This is a genomic window from Streptomyces sp. NPDC091416 (genome assembly GCF_044756845.1).
Classification (GTDB): Bacteria; Actinomycetota; Actinomycetes; order Streptomycetales; family Streptomycetaceae; genus Streptomyces.
In genome coordinates, this window is the sequence record NZ_JBIVTU010000004.1 from 121,725 (window position 1) to 139,729 (window position 18,005).

The 18,005-nt window shown below is 69.6% G+C and carries 14 protein-coding genes and 1 tRNA gene; 9 read left to right on the forward strand and 6 right to left on the reverse strand.

The genetic code is table 11. The features are described 5' to 3' along the window. The first annotated feature begins 205 nt into the window (after nucleotides 1-205). The gene (locus tag ACIQMX_RS14145; RefSeq protein WP_363078897.1) at nucleotides 206-1,048 is read left to right on the forward strand and encodes a nitrilase-related carbon-nitrogen hydrolase; all 843 of its coding nucleotides are present in this window, start codon (nucleotides 206-208) and stop codon (nucleotides 1,046-1,048) included. Continuing rightward, the gene (locus ACIQMX_RS14150) at nucleotides 1,045-2,328 is read left to right on the forward strand and encodes an aspartate aminotransferase family protein (RefSeq protein WP_363078898.1); all 1,284 of its coding nucleotides are present in this window, start codon (nucleotides 1,045-1,047) and stop codon (nucleotides 2,326-2,328) included. Before ACIQMX_RS14145 ends, ACIQMX_RS14150 begins: the two co-directional genes overlap by 4 nt. Nucleotides 2,329-2,452: 124 nt before the next feature. Here the strand turns inward: ACIQMX_RS14150 and ACIQMX_RS14155 are convergent, their stop codons facing one another. Beyond that, nucleotides 2,453-3,385: a hypothetical protein gene (locus tag ACIQMX_RS14155; protein WP_402477747.1), complete on the reverse strand. Its 933-nt coding sequence runs from the start codon at nucleotides 3,383-3,385 to the stop codon at nucleotides 2,453-2,455. 330 nt (nucleotides 3,386-3,715) lie between these two features. Between ACIQMX_RS14155 and hydA the strand changes: the two genes are divergently transcribed. The 3 genes from hydA to ACIQMX_RS14170 all read left to right on the forward strand — a co-directional run bounded on the left by hydA (nucleotide 3,716) and on the right by ACIQMX_RS14170 (nucleotide 7,063). Continuing rightward, on the forward strand, nucleotides 3,716-5,116 hold the full coding sequence (gene hydA / locus ACIQMX_RS14160) for a dihydropyrimidinase (RefSeq protein WP_363078900.1): 1,401 nt from the start codon (nucleotides 3,716-3,718) through the stop codon (nucleotides 5,114-5,116). 11 nt (nucleotides 5,117-5,127) lie between these two features. Beyond that, nucleotides 5,128-6,129, forward strand: coding sequence for a TIGR03842 family LLM class F420-dependent oxidoreductase (locus ACIQMX_RS14165; RefSeq protein ID WP_363078901.1), 1,002 nt, complete (start codon nucleotides 5,128-5,130; stop codon nucleotides 6,127-6,129). Nucleotides 6,130-6,385: 256 nt separating this feature from the next. Further along, nucleotides 6,386-7,063: an SGNH/GDSL hydrolase family protein gene (locus ACIQMX_RS14170; RefSeq protein WP_363078902.1), complete on the forward strand. Its 678-nt coding sequence runs from the start codon at nucleotides 6,386-6,388 to the stop codon at nucleotides 7,061-7,063. Nucleotides 7,064-7,203: 140 nt separating this feature from the next. On the opposite strand, the gene ACIQMX_RS14175 is transcribed toward ACIQMX_RS14170, so the two are convergent. Then, a complete protein-coding gene (locus ACIQMX_RS14175; protein ID WP_402477751.1) occupies nucleotides 7,204-8,016 on the reverse strand; it encodes a BTAD domain-containing putative transcriptional regulator in 813 nt (270 codons plus the stop codon). Nucleotides 8,017-8,230: 214 nt separating this feature from the next. On the opposite strand from ACIQMX_RS14175, the gene ACIQMX_RS14180 reads away from it, so the two are divergent. Then, nucleotides 8,231-9,037, forward strand: coding sequence for a TetR family transcriptional regulator C-terminal domain-containing protein (locus ACIQMX_RS14180; RefSeq protein WP_363078904.1), 807 nt, complete (start codon nucleotides 8,231-8,233; stop codon nucleotides 9,035-9,037). Between the two features lie 282 nt (nucleotides 9,038-9,319). Here the strand turns inward: ACIQMX_RS14180 and ACIQMX_RS14185 are convergent, their stop codons facing one another. Then, nucleotides 9,320-10,777: an MFS transporter gene (locus ACIQMX_RS14185; RefSeq protein WP_402477754.1), complete on the reverse strand. Its 1,458-nt coding sequence runs from the start codon at nucleotides 10,775-10,777 to the stop codon at nucleotides 9,320-9,322. A 168-nt stretch (nucleotides 10,778-10,945) separates the two neighbouring features. Continuing rightward, nucleotides 10,946-12,484: an NAD(P)/FAD-dependent oxidoreductase gene (locus tag ACIQMX_RS14190; RefSeq protein WP_363078935.1), complete on the reverse strand. Its 1,539-nt coding sequence runs from the start codon at nucleotides 12,482-12,484 to the stop codon at nucleotides 10,946-10,948. 209 nt (nucleotides 12,485-12,693) lie between these two features. On the opposite strand from ACIQMX_RS14190, the gene ACIQMX_RS14195 reads away from it, so the two are divergent. Genes ACIQMX_RS14195 through ACIQMX_RS14205 form a run of 3 tightly spaced genes read left to right on the forward strand, consistent with a single transcriptional unit; the run spans nucleotide 12,694 to nucleotide 16,048 of the window. Continuing rightward, the gene (locus ACIQMX_RS14195; RefSeq protein ID WP_402477758.1) at nucleotides 12,694-14,256 is read left to right on the forward strand and encodes a flavin-containing monooxygenase; all 1,563 of its coding nucleotides are present in this window, start codon (nucleotides 12,694-12,696) and stop codon (nucleotides 14,254-14,256) included. Further along, nucleotides 14,253-15,116: an SDR family NAD(P)-dependent oxidoreductase gene (locus tag ACIQMX_RS14200; protein WP_402477761.1), complete on the forward strand. Its 864-nt coding sequence runs from the start codon at nucleotides 14,253-14,255 to the stop codon at nucleotides 15,114-15,116. The genes ACIQMX_RS14195 and ACIQMX_RS14200 overlap by 4 nt, the downstream gene beginning before the upstream one ends. Then, the gene (locus ACIQMX_RS14205; RefSeq protein ID WP_402477764.1) at nucleotides 15,113-16,048 is read left to right on the forward strand and encodes an alpha/beta hydrolase; all 936 of its coding nucleotides are present in this window, start codon (nucleotides 15,113-15,115) and stop codon (nucleotides 16,046-16,048) included. The genes ACIQMX_RS14200 and ACIQMX_RS14205 overlap by 4 nt, the downstream gene beginning before the upstream one ends. Before the next feature lie 1,295 nt (nucleotides 16,049-17,343). Here the strand turns inward: ACIQMX_RS14205 and ACIQMX_RS14210 are convergent. Next, nucleotides 17,344-17,838, reverse strand: a complete 495-nt coding sequence (locus ACIQMX_RS14210; RefSeq protein ID WP_363074933.1) for an SRPBCC family protein — start codon at nucleotides 17,836-17,838, stop codon at nucleotides 17,344-17,346. Nucleotides 17,839-17,919: 81 nt separating this feature from the next. Beyond that, a tRNA-Phe gene (locus ACIQMX_RS14215) sits at nucleotides 17,920-18,004 on the reverse strand. Nucleotide 18,005: the final 1 nt, after the last annotated feature.

An 18,005-nucleotide genomic window follows, 5' to 3' on the forward strand; every position in this document is an offset into this window, starting at 1 on the left:
CCGGCCCCGTTCCGCCGGACGGCCCGGGGCCATCCGGCCGAGCCCCGGCACTGGACCGCACGGGTGTGAAACGTGATCGACTCCGCCGGTTCACGACGATGGTCTTGCCCCGCCGTGTGACGGGGCTTACGTTCTCCCCTACGCACGTGTCTACGGGCGTAGAAACGCGAAGAGGCTCTCTGACGCCGCGTCGAAGGAGCAGCTCATGTCCCACGTCGTACGCGCCGCACTCGTCCAGGCGACCTGGACCGGCGACACCGAATCCATGATCGCCAAGCACGAGGAACACGCTCGTGAGGCCGCTCGGCAGGGGGCGAAGATCATCGGGTTCCAGGAGGTGTTCAACGCCCCCTACTTCTGCCAGGTGCAGGAACCCGAGCACTACCGCTGGGCGGAGGCCGTGCCCGACGGCCCGACCGTGCAGCGGATGCGGGAACTGGCCCGCGAGACCGGCATGGTGATCGTCGTCCCGGTCTTCGAGGTCGAACAGTCCGGCTTCTACTACAACACCGCCGCCGTGATCGACGCCGACGGCTCGTACCTCGGCAAGTACCGCAAGCACCACATCCCGCAGGTCAAGGGGTTCTGGGAGAAGTACTACTTCAAGCCCGGGAACGTCGGCTGGCCGGTCTTCGACACGGCGGTGGGCAAGGTCGGCGTCTACATCTGCTACGACCGGCACTTCCCCGAAGGGTGGCGGCAACTCGGCCTCAACGGAGCCCAGTTGGTCTACAACCCGTCCGCCACCTCGCGCGGCCTCTCCGGCTACCTCTGGCAGCTGGAGCAGCCCGCCTCCGCCGTCGCCAACGAGTACTTCGTCGCCGCGATCAACCGCGTCGGCCAGGAGGAGTACGGCGACAACGACTTCTACGGGACCAGTTACTTCGTCGACCCGCGCGGCCAGTTCGTCGGCGAGGTGGCCAGCGACAAGGAGGAGGAACTGCTCGTCCGAGACCTGGACTTCGGCCTCATCGAAGAAGTCCGGCAGCAGTGGGCGTTCTACCGTGACCGCCGCCCCGACGCGTACGAAGGGCTGGTGGAACCGTGAGCAGCCTGCACCACCGCCACCTGGCCGTCAGTCCCGACTGGCTGGCGCTCTACTACCGGCACCCGCTGGAGATCACCCACGGCGAGGGCCGCCACGTCTGGGACGCCGACGGCAACCGCTACCTCGACTTCTTCGGCGGCATCCTCACCACGATGACCGCCCACGCGCTGCCCGAGGTCACCAAGGCGGTCAGCGAACAGGCCGGGCGGATCATCCACTCGTCCACGCTCTATCTGAACCGGCCGATGGTCGAACTCGCCGAGCGCGTCGCCACGCTGTCCGGCATCCCGGACGCCCGGGTCTTCTTCACGACCTCCGGCACCGAGGCCAACGACACGGCCCTGCTGCTGGCCACCACGTACCGCAGGTCGAACCAGATCCTCGCGATGCGCAACAGCTACCACGGCCGGTCCTTCTCCGCGGTCTCCATCACCGGCAACAACGCCTGGTCGCCGACCAGTCTGTCGCCGCTCCAGACCCTGTACGTGCACGGGGGCGTCCGCAGCCGCGGACCGTACGCGCACCTGGGCGACGGGGAGTTCATCGCCGCCTGCGTCGCGGACCTGGAGGACCTGCTCGGCCACACCCGGTCGCCCGCCGCGCTGATCGCCGAACCCATCCAGGGCGTCGGCGGGTTCACCTCACCGCCCGACGGTCTGTACGCGGCGTTCCGTGAAGTCCTGAACCGGCACGGCATCCTGTGGATCTCCGACGAGGTGCAGACCGGCTGGGGGCGCTCCGGCGAACACTTCTGGGGCTGGCAGGCGCACGGGAGGAACGGTCCGCCGGACATCCTCACGTTCGCCAAGGGCATCGGCAACGGCATGTCGATCGGCGGGGTCGTCGCCCGCGCCGACGTCATGAACTGCCTGGACGCCAATTCCATTTCGACGTTCGGCGGTTCCCCGGTCACGATGGCAGCCGGCCTCGCCAACCTCTCGTACCTCCTCGAACACGACCTCCAGGGCAACGCCCGCCGCGTCGGCGGCCTGCTCATCGAGCGCCTGCGCGCGATCGGCGCAGCCTCGGAGTGCGTACGGGAGGTGCGCGGGCGGGGCCTGATGATCGGCATCGAACTCGTGAAGCCGGGTACGGACGAGGCGCATCCCGAAGCGGCCGCGGCCGTGCTCGAAGCGGCGCGGGAGGGCGGACTGCTCATCGGCAAGGGCGGTGGCCACGACACCAGCGTGCTGCGCATCGCGCCGCCCCTCTCGCTCTCCATCACGGAGGCGGAGGAGGGTGCGGGGATCCTCGACGAGGCGCTGCGCTCGGTGGGGTGAGGACGGGGTGCGGTGCCCGACGGGACACCGCACCCTCTCGGCCGCGGGGACGCCGTGGCCGTGTGCCGGACGCCGCATCCCCAGGCCCGGCCGGACGCCGCGCCCGCGTGCCCGACCGGTCCGGCTACCCGAGGCGTTCGAACGCCACCGCACCGCCGAAGTTCTCGTCGTCGGTACCCCACAGGCCGAGCCCGCCGGGCAGGAAGGCGATGGCCTCGATCTTCCGGTTGTCCTGCCGGGTGAAGCGGGACAGCGGGGTGAGTGCGTGCCGGGGCCTCATCCGCAGCACCGCGTCGTTGGCCCGGTTCACGGTGAGCCGGCCGGCGTCGTAGACGGCGGAGGCGAACGGCCCGTCGTTCACATTGGGGTCCGAGGCCGCCGACACCAGTACGGTGCCGTCGTCGAGCACCTTCAGGTCGCTGATGTGGCGCACCTCGTCCTGGTCCGGGAACGGCACGGTGAACTCCTGCCGCGCCGAAACCGTGCCGAAGGAGAGGCCGTTCGGCCCGACGCGTACCGACGCCGCGTGCACGACGGCCGGTTGCGCGCCGCTGCCCCGCGTCGCCCACACGGCGAAGGTCCGTCCCGACCGGTCACGGTGCAGCGCGAAACTCTCGTAGTTGTCGCCGTCCCGCCGGCCCGGCAGGACGGCGGCGTCCTCGGCCGTCGCCACGCCGTCCGCGACAACCACGTGGTAGGCCTCGCCCCTGCTGGCGAGGGCGATGTAGTGGCCGGGGCGCCCCGGCACAGCGTCGAGGGCCTCCAGGTCCGCGGGCAGCACGCCGAGCCAGGGAAGTTCCGTGACGACAGGCGCGTCGCCGGGCCGCAGGCGGACGGTCGCCAGCCTGCTCTCAAGGTCCCCCTTGTTGTCCCGTACGACGACGGCGTCGGCCAGACCGGGGCCCGCGGGCGCGCCTTCGACGAGCGCGATGCCGCTCACCCCGCCCTGGAGCCCCGAGCCGACCCGCTGCCACCCGCCGGAGGCGGCGGCGCTCAGGGGCGCGGCGGCGAGGGAGGCGCAGAGCACCGCCGTGACGATGATTCCGTTTCTGATCATGGAGCGAAGCTAAGGGCCGTTCCGCAGCCGCGGCCGGACCGCGGCCTCCCGTCGCCCGGAGTTCCCCCGCAAGGGCCCGCCGCACTCGCCCGTACGGGCCGGGCCGCCTCCGCACGGCGGAGCGCGCGCGTATACGACGCCGGGCGCGCTCCACCCGGACGGCGGAACGGTCCGCGCACTGGGCCGGTCGAGTGCCGGACGGGTGAAACAGAAACGTCTTCAGCGGTTAGCGGCAGCGGTATTGCCACAGTGGGTAACCCACTTCTACGTTCTTCATCACGCACCTTGTCTACGTGCGTAGACCCGTTCCGCCACAGTGAGGAGGGGTACATGAGCCGCACCGTCATCCACGGTGGCCTCGTCGTCACCGCGTCCGACGAGATCCACGCCGACGTACTCGTCGAAGGCGGCCGCATCGCGGCACTCGCCGCGCACGGCACGGAAGCCGCGGCGGGCTGGACCGCCGACCGGACCATCGACGCCACCGGAAAGTACGTCATCCCGGGCGGTGTCGACGCGCACACCCACATGGAGATGCCGTTCGGCGGCACCTACGCGGCGGACACCTTCGAGACCGGCACCCGCGCCGCGGCGTGGGGCGGCACCACCACGATCGTCGACTTCGCCATCCAGTCCGTGGGGCGCTCCCTGCGCGAAGGACTCGACGCCTGGTACGCCAAGGCGGACGGCAACTGCGCCATCGACTACGCGTTCCACATGATCCTCGCCGACGTGAACGAGTCGTCGCTCAAGGAGATGGACCTGCTGGTCGCGGAGGGCGTGACCTCGTTCAAGCTCTTCATGGCCTACCCCGGGGTCTTCTACAGCGACGACGGGCAGATCCTTCGCGCCATGCAACGGGCCGAGTCCAACGGCGGCCTGATCATGATGCACGCCGAGAACGGCATCGCCATCGACGTCCTCGTCGAACAGGCCCTCGCGGCCGGCCGTACCGACCCCCGCTACCACGGGGACGTACGGAAGGTGGCGCTGGAGGCCGAGGCCACGCACCGAGCCGTCCAGCTCGCCCGCGTCGCCGGCTCACCGCTCTACGTCGTGCACGTGTCCGCCGACGAGGCCCTCGCCGAGATCGCCGCCGCCCGCCACAAGGGTCTGCCGGTCTTCGGCGAGACGTGCCCGCAGTACCTCTTCCTTTCCACCGACAACCTCGCCGAGCCGGACTTCGAGGGCGCCAAGTACGTCTGCTCCACGCCGCTGCGGCCCAAGGAGCACCAGGAAGCGCTGTGGCGGGGGCTGCGGAACAACGAACTCCAGGTCGTCTCCACCGACCACTGCCCCTTCTGCTTCTCCGGCCAGAAGGAGAAGGGCCGCGGCGACTTCTCGAAGATCCCCAACGGGATGCCGGGCGTCGAGAACCGGATGGACCTCCTGCACCAGGCGGTCGTCGACGGCCACATCTCGCGACGCCGCTGGATCGAGATCGCGTGCGCGTCCCCGGCCCGGATGTTCGGTCTCTATCCGAAGAAGGGCACCATCGCGCCCGGTGCCGACGCCGACATCGTCATCTACGACCCGGCGGCGCGGCAGACCATCTCCGCCGAGACCCATCACATGAACGTGGACTACTCGGCGTACGAGGGCAAGCGGCTCACCGGACAGGTGGAGACGGTGCTCTCGCGCGGCGAGGTCGTCATCGACCGGCGTACGTACACCGGCCGCGCCGGCCACGGCATGTACACCCCCCGCGCCACCTGCCAGTACCTCGACTAGGAGCATCTGCCATGGACTTCGGACTCGTCCTGCAGACGGACCCGCCCGCGTCGGCCGTCGTCGGCCTGATGCGGCGCGCCGAACGCAACGGCTTCCGCTACGGCTGGACCTTCGACTCGGCGGTGCTCTGGCAGGAGCCCTTCGTCATCTACAGCCGCATCCTCGAACACACCGAACGCCTCGTCGTCGGCCCCATGGTGACGAACCCCGGCACCCGCACCTGGGAGGTGACGGCCTCCACCTTCGCCACCCTCAACGACATGTACGGCAACCGCACGGTCTGCGGCATCGGCCGCGGCGACTCGGCGATGCGCGTCGCCGGACGCAGCCCCAACACCCTGGCCAGGCTCGGCGAGGCCATCGATGTCATCCGCGACCTCGCCGAGGGACGCGAGGCGCGCGTCGACGGTCAGCCGGTCCGGATCCCCTGGGTCAAGGACGGACGGCTGCCCGTCTGGATGGGCGCGTACGGGCCCAAGGCGCTCGCGCTCGCCGGGCAGAAGGCCGACGGCTTCATCCTCCAGCTCGCCGACCCCTTCCTGACCGAGTGGATGATCAAGGCCGTACGGGACGCCGCCGCCGAGGCCGGCCGCGACCCGGACTCCGTCACCATCTGTGTCGCCGCGCCCGCCTACGTGGGCGACGACCTCGACCACGCCCGCGAGCAGTGCCGCTGGTTCGGCGGCATGGTCGGCAATCATGTCGCCGACCTGGTCTCCCGCTACGGCGAGCACTCCGGCCTCGTCCCGGAGGCGCTCACCGCGTACATCGCCGGGCGCTCGGGTTACGACTACAGCCACCACGGCCGCGCCGGGAACCCCGACACCGCCTTCGTCCCCGACGAGATCGTCGACCGCTTCTGCCTGCTCGGCCCGCCCGAGGCGCACATCGAGAAGCTCCGGACTCTGCGCGATCTCGGCGTCGACCAGTTCGCCGTCTACAACATGCACGACGCCCGCGAGGCGACCATCGACGCCTACGGCTCCGAGATCATCCCCGCGCTCACGGACTGAGCACACGGCCCCGTGGCCGGCGGAAGGAACCCGCCGGCCACGGGGCCGTGCCGCCGTGTGCGCATCACGGACGCGACCAACCGGCTGAAGTCCCGGGCCCGCCGCGGACCTTCCGTGCCCGTGGTGACACGAACGGCCGCCCCGCACGTCTCCGTTCACGCCGAGGAGCCCGCTCCGGCTGCCGAACCCTTCGCAGGCCGGGGCCGGCCCGAAGCGGCCCCTTGTCTTTACATACGCTCGGACGTATTCTTTTCTCATGGCCCTGACACAGCTCACCGAAGAGTCCGATCCGTACTGCCTGCCGTCCCTGGATGCGGCGGCGCTGCTCTTCGACGCCCCCTGGAACCGATTCGCGGTGATCGGCGACAGCCTGTCGGCCGGCACCGGGGACCCTAGCCCCGGATACGCGGACGCGGGCTGGTCCGACAGGTTCGCGGACGTCCTTCGCCGGGTGCGGCCGGATCTGGAGTATCTGAACACGGCCGAGATCGGCGCGACCACGGAGCAGACCCTCGACAAGCAGATCGACCGCATGCTGGAGTTCGGCCCGGACCTGCTGCACCTGCCGTGCGGCGCGAACGACCTCGTGCGGCGGAAGCCGGACTTCGGCGAGATCGAGAACGGGCTGCGGCGCATGTACGCCATGGCGTCCGTCACCGGGGCCCAGTTGACCACCTTCACCCTGGGCAGGGCCTACGTCGTTCCGGTGTTCCCGGACTGGTCGGAGCGGGTGGAGAGGGTCAATGCCATCACCCGCGCGCTGGCTGCCGAGTACCGGGCCGTGGTCGTCGACATGTGGGACCACCCCGTCAACGCCCGGGAGGACCTCCTCAGCGAGGACGGCATCCACTTCTCGACCTCGGGGCAGGCGGTCATGGCGAGCGAGATGGCCAAGGGGCTGGCTCACGTACTGAGCCGTACGGAACGGGACTGACCGACGGCCTCGTCCACGACCGCCGGGGCGGCTGTCCCGGCGGTCGCGGACGGTTCGGCGGTAGCGGCGACCTCGGACGGTTCGGCTGCCGCGACCGCAGGGGTGCGACGCGGCAGCCGAACCGGTATCCGCGGATTTCCTTACAGAATGGCCCCGGTCATGATGCGTCCGCCCCGGACGCCATGAACACCATGATTCGAAGCGGGAATGAACCGGATGGCGGGATCGGATGCGGAGCGGAGTTCGGTGCCGGGTCTGATTCCCAGTTCCTGGCTCAGTACGCGCTCGGCGCTGTTGTAGGCCTCGACTGCTTCGGCATGCCTTCCCATGCGCTGCAGAGCGATGATGTGGCGTGCGCGCATCGATTCGTTCAGCGGGTCCTCGGAAATGAATTTCTGGGCGTTCAGCACGACCTTCTGATTGCAATCGAGTTCCAGCCACGCGTTGATCAGCGTTTCCCGCGCGGCTGCCCGCCATTGGCACAGTTCGTCGGCTGCCGTGGCGACCATCGGGCTCTCCAGGGCGTCCAGCAGGGCATCGCCCCGCCATAGGGACAGCGCGTCCTTCAGGATGGTCGCGACGACGGAAGGGGTTCCGGGGGACAGGTTCAGGGCCCGCTCCACCAGGCTGACGAAACGGTGGGCGTCGACCGCGTCGCGATCGATATTGAGCCGATAACCGGAGTTGACCGTTTCCAGCAGGTCAGCTCGTCCGCCATGCCGTTGGAGCCAGCGGCGGAGCCTGGCGACGTGGGCGTGCACCGCGTTGACCGCGTCCCCCGTGGTCCGCATGAGGTCGAGCTCTTCGATCAGCTCGTCGCGGCGCACCTCGCCGCCGGCCCGGAGCGCGAGGATGGCGAGAATGCTGCGCAGCTTCGCCCCGCTCAACGCCACTTCTGAGCTTCCGATCTCGACCCGCAGCGGTCCGAGGACACCTATTCCAACGCTGATCACTGTGCACTTCCCTCAATTCAGGCGAGCAGGACACATTGGCGTGGAGCTTCAAGAAAGTTCCCTATTGAACAAATTCACCTCACGGCGATTCGGGTGTGATCCTAACGAGATGTGGTCGGCCTCCGCAGCCCGCACGTTCGAGTAGGGACCTGCTTGGCCTGCGGAAATGCGCAGACGGATGGCATTCGGCCAAAAGGGGAGGCTTGATGTATACGTGGCCGAGATCTTATCCGGCGCCATCGGAACAGGTATTTCCCGCCGTGCGCGAGGCGTGATCGACGAGAGATCTGCCGTACGTATGCGCCATTATTCGGCTGAACAGGGTACGATCGACCGTATGGGCAGTAGTGTGGAGTCGATCGCCTCCCGAGCCGGCGGCACCGGAGCGCGTGTGCCTTTGACGCCGGCGGGGATTCAGCCGGACGTCACGGACAAGCGCCTGCTGCGCGGTGCCCGGACGCGCGGGACAGTACTGCGCCGGGCTGTCGACATCGCCTCGCTGGAAGGTCTCGACGGAGTCAGCTTCGGCCGCCTCGCCGTCGATACGGGACTCAGCAAGGCGGGGATCCAGACTCTCTTCAAGACGAAGGAGACCCTGCAGCTCGCGACCGTGGAGTTCGCGCGCGAGATGTTCATCGACGCCGTGATCCGTCCGGCGAGGGCGGCCCCGGCAGGCATCGCCCGTCTGCGCGCGCTGCTGGACCACTGGGTGGTCTACGCCGAGACCCCGTTGTTCGCGGGCGGATGCTTCCGAGTGGCGAATCTCGCCGAGTTCGACAGCCGGCCGGGTCCGGTTCACGACGCGCTGTTCCATGACCAGCGGGAGTGGCGCGAGGTCATCGCGACCGAACTGCGCAAGGCCGTGGCTTCCGGTGAGGTCGTCGGGCTCGACATCGACCTCACCGTCTTTCAGATCGACGCCCTGCTCTGCGCTGCCAACACGGCCCTTCAGTCGGGGGACACGGAGGCCGTGGGCAAGGCTCGCCGCATCATCGACGGGCTCCTGGCGACCTCGCGCTGAGACCGTGACTTCGCGTCGTACGGGCGCGTGGACGGGTGGGCTGGGACCGTGACTTCGCGCCGCACGGGCGTGTGGACAGGCCACCTGGGACCGTGACTTCGTGCCGTACGGGCGTGTCGGCAGGCCACCTGGGACCGTGACTTCGTGCCGTACAAGTGCGTGGACAGACCGGACGTCGCAGCCCGGTGCGGCGGACCCTGAGGTCCGCCGCACCGGGCTGCGACATCTGTGTGCGAGCTGTCCTGGCCTGGCCGGCCCCGGCGCGCTCCTACTCGCGCGCCGTCACTTGCCCGCCCTCGTGTGCTTCGGGAGCAGGAAGACCAGCGCGGACGCGAGGACCGCGATGCCGAACGTGGTCAGCGACGACATGGCGAAGGCATGCCCCGCCGCGTGGACCCTCCCGCCGTCGGCAGGATCGAACGAGTTGAAGAACACGGCTCCGATCACGGCGACCCCGAGCGCTCCACCCACCTGCTGCGCGGTGGACAGAGCCCCGGAGGCCATGCCCACGGTCTCCGCGGAGACCCTGCTCAGCACGGTGTTCAGGAGCGGCGTGATGAGCAGCCCGCCGCCGACGCTCTGCAGCATCAGGGTGGGAATCACCAGCAGCGGGGTCAGCCTCGGGCCGGAGAGCAGGACGACGGCGGTGGCCAGGTACCCGAGCGCCAGGACCACCGAGCCGACCTCCAGTACGCGACGGCCGTACTTCGGGACGAGGCGGCCGGCGATCAGGCTGAAGACGAAGAAGGTCACCGCGGCCGGCGTGTACACGAGGCCCGAACCGAGCGCCGACAGGCCGAGGCCGTCCTGCATCGCGATCGACAGGGCGAGGTAGTACGACGTCAGCAGTGCGTATACGGCGAGCACCAGAACGATTCCCAGCGAGAAGGACCGCTGCGAGAACAGGGAGAGCCGCATCAGCGGATCGCCGCCGCGTCGTTCGAGGTTGCGCTCCAGCACGACGAACAGGGCGAAGGCGGCGGCACTGGCCACGAAGCAGGCCCAGGCCCACCACGGCCACCCCTCCTCCCGCCCCTGGATCAGCGGGTAGGTGAGAAGCAGCAGCGCGGCGCTCAGGGCTGCCACGCCCGCGAAGTCCAGCTTGCGTGCGCCCTCGGAGCGCGACTCCGGAACGAACTTCAGAGCCAGGACGAGTGTGGCGATCCCGATCGGTACGTTGACCCAGAACACCGACCGCCAGTCGGTGCCGAACAGGTCCGCGCCGATCAGCAGCCCGCCGACGAGCTGCCCGCTGATGGTCGCCATGCCGATCACCATGCCCAGGACGCCGAAGACACGCGGGCGGCCCTTCTCGGGGACCGAGAGCGTGATGACGGCGAAGACCTGGGGAACCATCAGCGCCGCGCCCAGGCCCTGGGCGATCCGGGCGACGATGAGTGCCGCGGGACTCTGCGACATGGCGCAGGCGAGCGAGGACAGCGTGAACAGTGCGGTGCCGATGACGAACACACGCTTGCGTCCGTACAGGTCCGCGAGGCGGCCGCCGGTGATCATGAAGACCGCGTAGCTCAGCTGGTAACCCGCGAGGATCCACTGGAGCTGGCCGACGGTCGCCCCCAGGTCATCCTGGATCGCCGGGCCCGCCACCACGACGATGAACGAGTCGAGGATGGCCATGAACATGCCGACCATGACCGTCGACACGGTGGGCCAGGGCAGCGCGGGGCGGTCCTCCGGCACCGCTGCGGTCGCGAGAACTTCTTCCTTGGCATTCGTCACGAATGCATCCCCTTCTCGTTGTGCACACACTTTGCGCCGGTTGCCAGGACCGGGTGCCACGCGACCCGGTCCACCGGGTCCATGAGTCCGCCCGTCCGGGCGGCAGGTCGAAGCATGGACAATTGAGTGTACGCACGACCGTATGTCTACTGCAATCGGTGTCCCGGCTCACGAGTCGGTGGGTTGCGGCTGCGGAACCACGCGCAGCGGCCGCTTCCCGGCGCCGCTCGTCAGGCTGAACGCCTGCGGGTCGGGACGCCGGGTGGCGCGCCAGTAGGACGTACCGGTCCCGGGCCAGGACTGGCGGTTCTGGCCCGTGTGGTCCAGGAACCAGCTGTGGCAGCCGCCCGAGTTCCACACGGAGCCGGCGAGACGGCGGTGCAGACGGGCGTTGAACGCACGCTGGACCTCCGCGCGCACCTCCATGCGGGTCGCCCGCCGCGCCCGCATCATGCGAAGGCACTCGACGATGTAGTGGAGCTGTGCCTCGATGACGAACAGGATCGACTGCGCGCCGCCGCCCGAGTTGGGGCCCATCAGCATGAACATGTTGGGGAACCCCGACACCGTGGTGCCCAGGTGCGCGCTCATGCCGTCGCGCCACGCCTCCTGGATCGTCACCCCGTCCCGCCCCACGATGTGTTCCGTGGCGCAGCGGTTGTCCGTGGAGAACCCGGTCGCCAGGATCACCACGTCGGCCTCGTGGCTCTTCCCGTCCGCCGTGGTCAGCCCTGTCTTGGTGAACTCCGCGATGGGGGAGGTGACCAGGTCGACGTCGGGGCGCTGGAGCGCCGGGTAGTAGTCGTTCGTCAGCAGGATGCGCTTGCACCCGATCTTGTAGTCCGGCGTCAACTGTGCGCGGAGCACAGGGTCCTTCACCTGTTTGGCGAGCATGCGCAGGGAGGCCAGTTCGAGCAGCTTGACGAACTTCGGGTTGAGGAAGGCGAGCACCGGTACTTCGTGGGTCCAGTAGGCCGTCAGCCGGTACAGCTGCTGGACGAACGGCAGGGCCTTGAAGAGCTTGCGCTCAAGGGCCTTCAGCGGCCGGTCGGCCTTGGGCAGGACCCAGTGGGCGTTGCGCTGGAAGACATCGACGTGGGCGGCCGTGCCGGCGATCTCCGGGATGAACTGCACGGCGCTGGAGCCGGTACCCACGACCGCGACCTTCTTGTCCGTCAGGTCGACGGAATGGTCCCACTGCGCCGAGTGGAACATGGTCCCCTTGAACCGGCCCATGCCGGGCAGGTCCGGGATGTTGGGCTGGTGCAGCGCTCCGTGGGCGAGGACGACGATCCGCGGCCGGTACTCCTGGCCCGACCGGGTCCGTACGGTCCACCGGTCGCTGTCCTCGTCGAACTCGTACGAGACCGCCTCGGTGTTGAACCGGATGTGCGGCTCGACCCCGCGGTCCTCCACGACGTGCTCGATGTAGTCGAGGATCTCCGGCTGCGCCGCGTACATGCGACTCCACTCGCGATTGGGGGCGAAGGAGTAGGAGTACATGACGCTTGCGACGTCGCACGCGCAGCCGGGGTAGGTGTTCTCCCGCCAGGTGCCGCCCACGCTGTCGGCCTTCTCCAGGATGACGAAGTCGGACTGACCCGCGTCGAGCAGCTTCATGGCCATCCCGAGGCCGGCGAACCCCGTTCCCACGATCAGCACGTCCGGCGTTTCGACGGCCTCTGCTTGCGCCGGTGTGGAACCCATCAGATGTCTCCTTGCCTGCTCGGTCGATGAGGGGCGGAATGCGCAGGACGTGACAGACGTCGAGGCCCATGTGACGGACCATCATCCACAGAGGCCCTGAAATCGCCCTGCCCTGAACGCAGGGTCGCTTCAGGGGCGTGTCAGAGCAGGTCTGGGAGTATCCGGGGGCCCACCGTCCGGGACAGACGCGACGGGAGATCTGATCCCCCTTGAGTGCTGAGAACCAGAGAGACAAGAACCGGAAGAAGGCGGCGAACGCCCGGGGGAGAGCGTCCGAGAGGTCCGAGCCCCCGGCCCGGCCGCCTCGTCGCACCCATATCCTCGTCATCGGCGGCGGCCTCGCAGGGCTCGCCGCCGCGATCCGCTTCCGACGGGAAGGATGGAGCGACTTCCTGGTCCTGGAACGGGGCCACGAAGTCGGCGGAACGTGGCGCGACAACACCTACCCCGGCGCGGCGTGCGACGTACCCTCGCACCTCTACTCGTACTCGTTCGCCCTGAACCCGGGCTGGAGCCGGTCGTTCTCCGGCCAGGCGGAGATACAGGACTACCTGATCCAGGTGGCCCGCCGGTACCGTCTGCGGGACCACCACGTCTTCGACTGCGAGGTGCTGAGCGCCAAGTGGGTCGAGGAGCACACCCATTGGGAGGTCGAGACCTCCCAAGGTGCGTTCGTGACCGACATCCTGGTCGGCGGGTTCGGAGCGCTCTGCGAACCGTCGCAGCCGGACATACCCGGGATCGGGGACTTCGCGGGCCACGTCTTCCACTCCGCCCGGTGGGACCACGATGCCGACCTGGCCGGCAAGCGGGTCGCGGTCGTCGGAACCGGCGCCTCCGCCATCCAGATAGTTCCCGCCATCGCGTCGAGCGTCGCCGAACTCCAGGTGTACCAGCGCACCGCGGCATGGGTACTGCCCCGGATGGACCGCCGCTACTCCAGGATCGAACGCCTTGCGTGCCGGTACGTGCCCGGCTACCAGCGCCTCGTACGCTCCGGCATCTACTGGGCGCACGAGGCGCAGGCGATCGCCCTGGCGAAGCACCCCGTGCTGATGAAGCCGGTGGGGCTGCTCGCACGGGCCAGGATGCGACGGGAGATTCCCGACCCGCAGCTGCGCCGCCGGCTCACTCCCGACTACGGGATCGGGTGCAAACGGATCCTGTTGTCCAACACGTACCACCGCACGTTCCGGCAGGACCACGTCGAGCTCGTCACGGCGGGCATCAGCGAGGTACGCGAGAAGTCCGTGGTCACGGACGACGGTGCCGAGCGCGAGGTGGACGCCATCGTCCTGGCCACCGGCTTCCACGTCACTGATTCGCCCACCTACCGCAAGCTCTTCGGGAAGGACGGACGGAGCCTCGGCGACGTGTTCGACGAGGTGGGCCGCCAGTGCTACAAGGGCACGGCGATCGCGAACTTCCCCAACATGTTCCTGCTGGTCGGCCCCAACACCGGCCTCGGCCACAACTCGATGATCTTCATGATCGAATCGCAGGTGAACTACCTGGCCGATGCCGTCGCGACCATGAAGCGACGGAACCTGCGCTCGGTCGAGGTACGGGCGCAGGCGCAGGAGAACTTCTCGTCCGCGTTGCAGCGCAAGCTGTCGCGGACCATCTGGAACGTCGGCGGGTGCGCCAGCTGGTACCTGGACAAGCACGGGGCCAACACCACCATGTGGCCGGGCTTCTCCTACGAGTTCCGCCGGATCACGCGGACGTTCGACATCGACGCCTACCACGTCTCGACCGGAGGACCACGATGAACAAGCAGTCGGACAGGACCGGTTTCGCCGGCAAGGTCCTCGTCATCACCGGCGCGGGATCCGGGATCGGCCGGGCGCTCGCCGTGCGTCTTGCCGGACTCGGCGCCGATCTCGCTCTGTCCGACATCGACGGCGACAGCGTCGAGGTGACCGCCGCCCTGTGCGAGGGGGCCGGGGTGAGGGTGAAGACCGACGTGCTCGACGTGACCCAGCGGGAGAGGACCCTGGCCTACGCCGACGAGGTCCGTGCCCACTTCGGCACCGTCCACCAGATCTACAACAACGCGGGCATCGCGCACTACGGCGAGGTGGCCCACGAGTCCTTCAAGGAAATCGAACGCGTGCTGGACGTCAACTTCTGGGGCGTGGTGAACATGACCAAAGCCTTCCTGCCCCATCTGATCGCGTCCGGCGACGGCCATGTCATCAACGTCTCCAGCCTCTTCGGGCTGATCACGTATCCGGGCCAGAGTGCCTACAACGCCTCCAAGTTTGCGACGCGCGGATTCACCGAGTGCCTGCGCCAGGAACTGCTGCTGTCCCGGGATCCCGTGCACGTGACCTGCGTACATCCCGGAGGCATCAAGACCGCGGTGGCCCGCAACGCCACGGCGTCCCAGGGACTGGACGCGGCCGGGATCGCGCGCGCCTTCGACAGGCGACTGGCGCTGCACAGCCCCGAGATGGCAGCGGACACCATCATCTCGGGGGTCCGCCGGCGCCGCGCGCGGGTGCTCGTGGGGGCGGAGGCCAAGGCGCTCGACCTGCTGAGCCGCATCGCGCCCTCGGGCTCCCAGCGGTTCGGCGCCTGGATGTCGCGCCTCCTGCGGATCGCCCCGCGTCCGGGAGCCGCGGCATGAGGTCTCTGCCGCTGCTGCCGATGCCGCTCGCCCGCGCGGCACTGCACCCCTTCTACCGGCTCACCTTCCACCACCGCATGCCGTGGCGGGCCCAGCGCGCCCTGCTGAACGCCGTCGCACGTACGCAGCCCCTTCCGTCCGGCACGTCGGTCGGCACACTGCTGCTCGGCGGCCGCCCGGTCGAACGGATCGACGCCCGAGGGGGACAGACGGCCGGTGCGGTGCTCTACCTGCACGGCGGCGGGTACACCGTGGGATCGCCGGCCTCGCACCGGTCGCTGGCCGCGCATCTCGCCCGGGACACCCGTCGTCCCGTCTACCTCCTCGACTACCGGCTGGCCCCCGAACACCCTTGTCCGGCGGCGCTGGAGGACACGATCGCGGCGTTCGGCGCGCTGACGGCGACCGAGGGCCACGCCCCCGAATCGATCGTGCTGGCCGGAGACTCGGCGGGCGGCGCCATCGCCCTCGCCGCGACGCAGCACCTGGTCGCCGGCCAGGGGCCGCGGCCCTCCGCCCTCGCCCTGATCTCACCGTGGGCGAACCCGACGGAGGTGGCCGAAAAGGCCCGTGATCTCGTGGTCAACCGCCCCTGGGGCCTGGCCTGCGCCGCCGCGTATCTGGGCGATGGGGACCCGTCCGATCCCCGGTATGTTCCGCACGCGGGTCCGCTGGCCGGACTGCCGCCGACCTACCTCCACACCAATACGCGTGAACTGCTGTACGGACAGTGCCAGGAGCTGGCCCTGTCCCTGCGGCGTGCGGGTGTGCCGCTGCGCTACGTGGAGAGCCCCTCGTTGTGGCACGCGGCCCAGGCCCAGGCGGGACTGGTCCGGGAGGCGGCGGAGTCCCTGCGCGACATCGCGTCCTTCCTCACCGAGAACTGGTCGGCCGAACCGTCCGTACCGCGACGGCTCCTTCCCCCGGCATGAGGATGCCGTGGGGGGCGGGTGGGGGGGGGGGGGGGCCCCCGGGGGGGGGGGGGCCGGGGGGGGCCCCCGGGGGGGGCCCCCCCCCCCCCCCCGGGGCCCCCCCCCCCGGGACACCACGGGAGCACGTCCCCGAGCCCGACGCGTCCGTCGCCGAGCTCGACGGCCTGGAGTCCCAGGCTCGCCGCCCACACCGCGGCGAGCTGCGAGGCCATGCCGGCCGCCGACGCGCGGCCCAGGCGCCCGTACGAAGTGGACGCGCGCCTCACGGGTTCCGGCTCCCCGGCCCGTTCCAGCACGATGCCGCCCGTCGGGGTGAACCGGCCGCGAGCGCCGGTGTCCACCCAGGCGGGGCCGCCGGTCCGCGCGCCGTCGCGGACCTCCAGGTGGAGCGCACCGGTCAGAGCGGCCGGCAGGACCACGCCGTCCGCCCCGTCGACGATCCGGGCCCCCGTCACACTGCCACCGACGTGGCCGGGCAGTGCCCGGACCAGCTCGGCGAGCGCCTCCGGCGAGCGCAGAATTGCCGCGGGGGGCGCGAAGGCGATCGAACCGACCGCTGTGGACGGGGCGGCGACCGCCGCGGTGAGCAGCGCACCGTAATACGGCGCGAGCAGCCGGACCGACGCGGCGTCCGGCGCATCCGCGGCATAGCGGACCACGACCTCGGCCGCCGACAGGTCGACGGACATTTCACAGTCGGCCGCCAGGGGCCGGGGACCGCCTGCCGCGACCGCCGAGGAAGCGGCGGGACGGCAGGCGTCTTCGGCCGTACGGAAGATGAGCCGGGGCGGCGCCGTCCGGCCGGCGCCGTCGGCACGGCGGCCGCGCGCGCCGTGGTCGCCGAGCGCGATGACCCCGCTCCCACCCGACGCGGGCCTTGCGGCCGCCCGCACGACCAGGTCGAGGAACGACTCGCGCGGGTGGTAGTCGTCGGGCAGCGGCGACGCGTCGGACACGCGCGGGGGAGCGGTACCCGCGGTTCCGTGGTGCGGCGAGGCGATGGCACCGGCCTCGCCGCGCCCCGACCAGCGGGCGGCCAGTACTTCGGCCCCGGCGAGCAGGACGACAGCAGGAGGTGCTCCGCAGCGCTTCGCCAGGAGGCCGGCCTCGGCCGGCACCGACGGGTCCAGTGCGTGGCTCACGGTGGCGAAGAGCGGGCCGGCGCATTCGAGCATGTGATGCTCCTTTCCGTCGGGTGCCGGGGTGTGGCAGCCCGAGGGCCGAACGTTCGCGGAGCCGCGGGAGGGCGACCGTGCGGTGGCGGCGGCGCAGGTCCTGCGAGGTCCTGCGGTCCTTCAGCTCTTCGGAAGATCCGCGGACCCCAGGCCGGAATCGGCGCGTCGGGCCGTGTAGTACTCGGCGACCTTCTTCGAGATGTTCGCCGCCGTGTTCTTGGCGGTCGTGCTGACGAACGGCTCCAGGGTCTTCTCCAGTGCTCTGCCCGCTATCCCGCCGGCGAGCTTGAACTCGATGGAGAACTCCACGGTGCAGTGGGTCTCGTCAATGGCGGTGAATTCGAAGCGCGTAGCCGAATCCATCCCTGATACGGAGCGGTAGAACACGCGGGCGTTCTGCTCCCACTCCACCGTCCTGATGGTCGACTTCAGAGTGGAGGGTCCGACCTTGGAGACGGCCTCGAACACCGAACCGAGACCCTGATCCGGAGTTCCCACCGGCCGGTAGCTCGACATGCCGTGCCAGTACTGCGTGACATTGCGGTAGTCGTCGAGGTACTCGAAGGCGATGTCGACCGGTGCGTCGCATGCGGCGACGAAGCGAACCTCGGTCATCACGTGATCCGTTCTGCTCGATTCGAGAGGAAAGCATCGCGCGAGAGGCGACGCGGCGATGGTGCATCTGATGGGACTGTGCGGAAGGGGCAGGATTCGAACCTGCGTGGGCGTGAACCCGACCGGGTTTCCCCGGACCTCGTTAGGCCGCTTCGAGTACCCTTCCC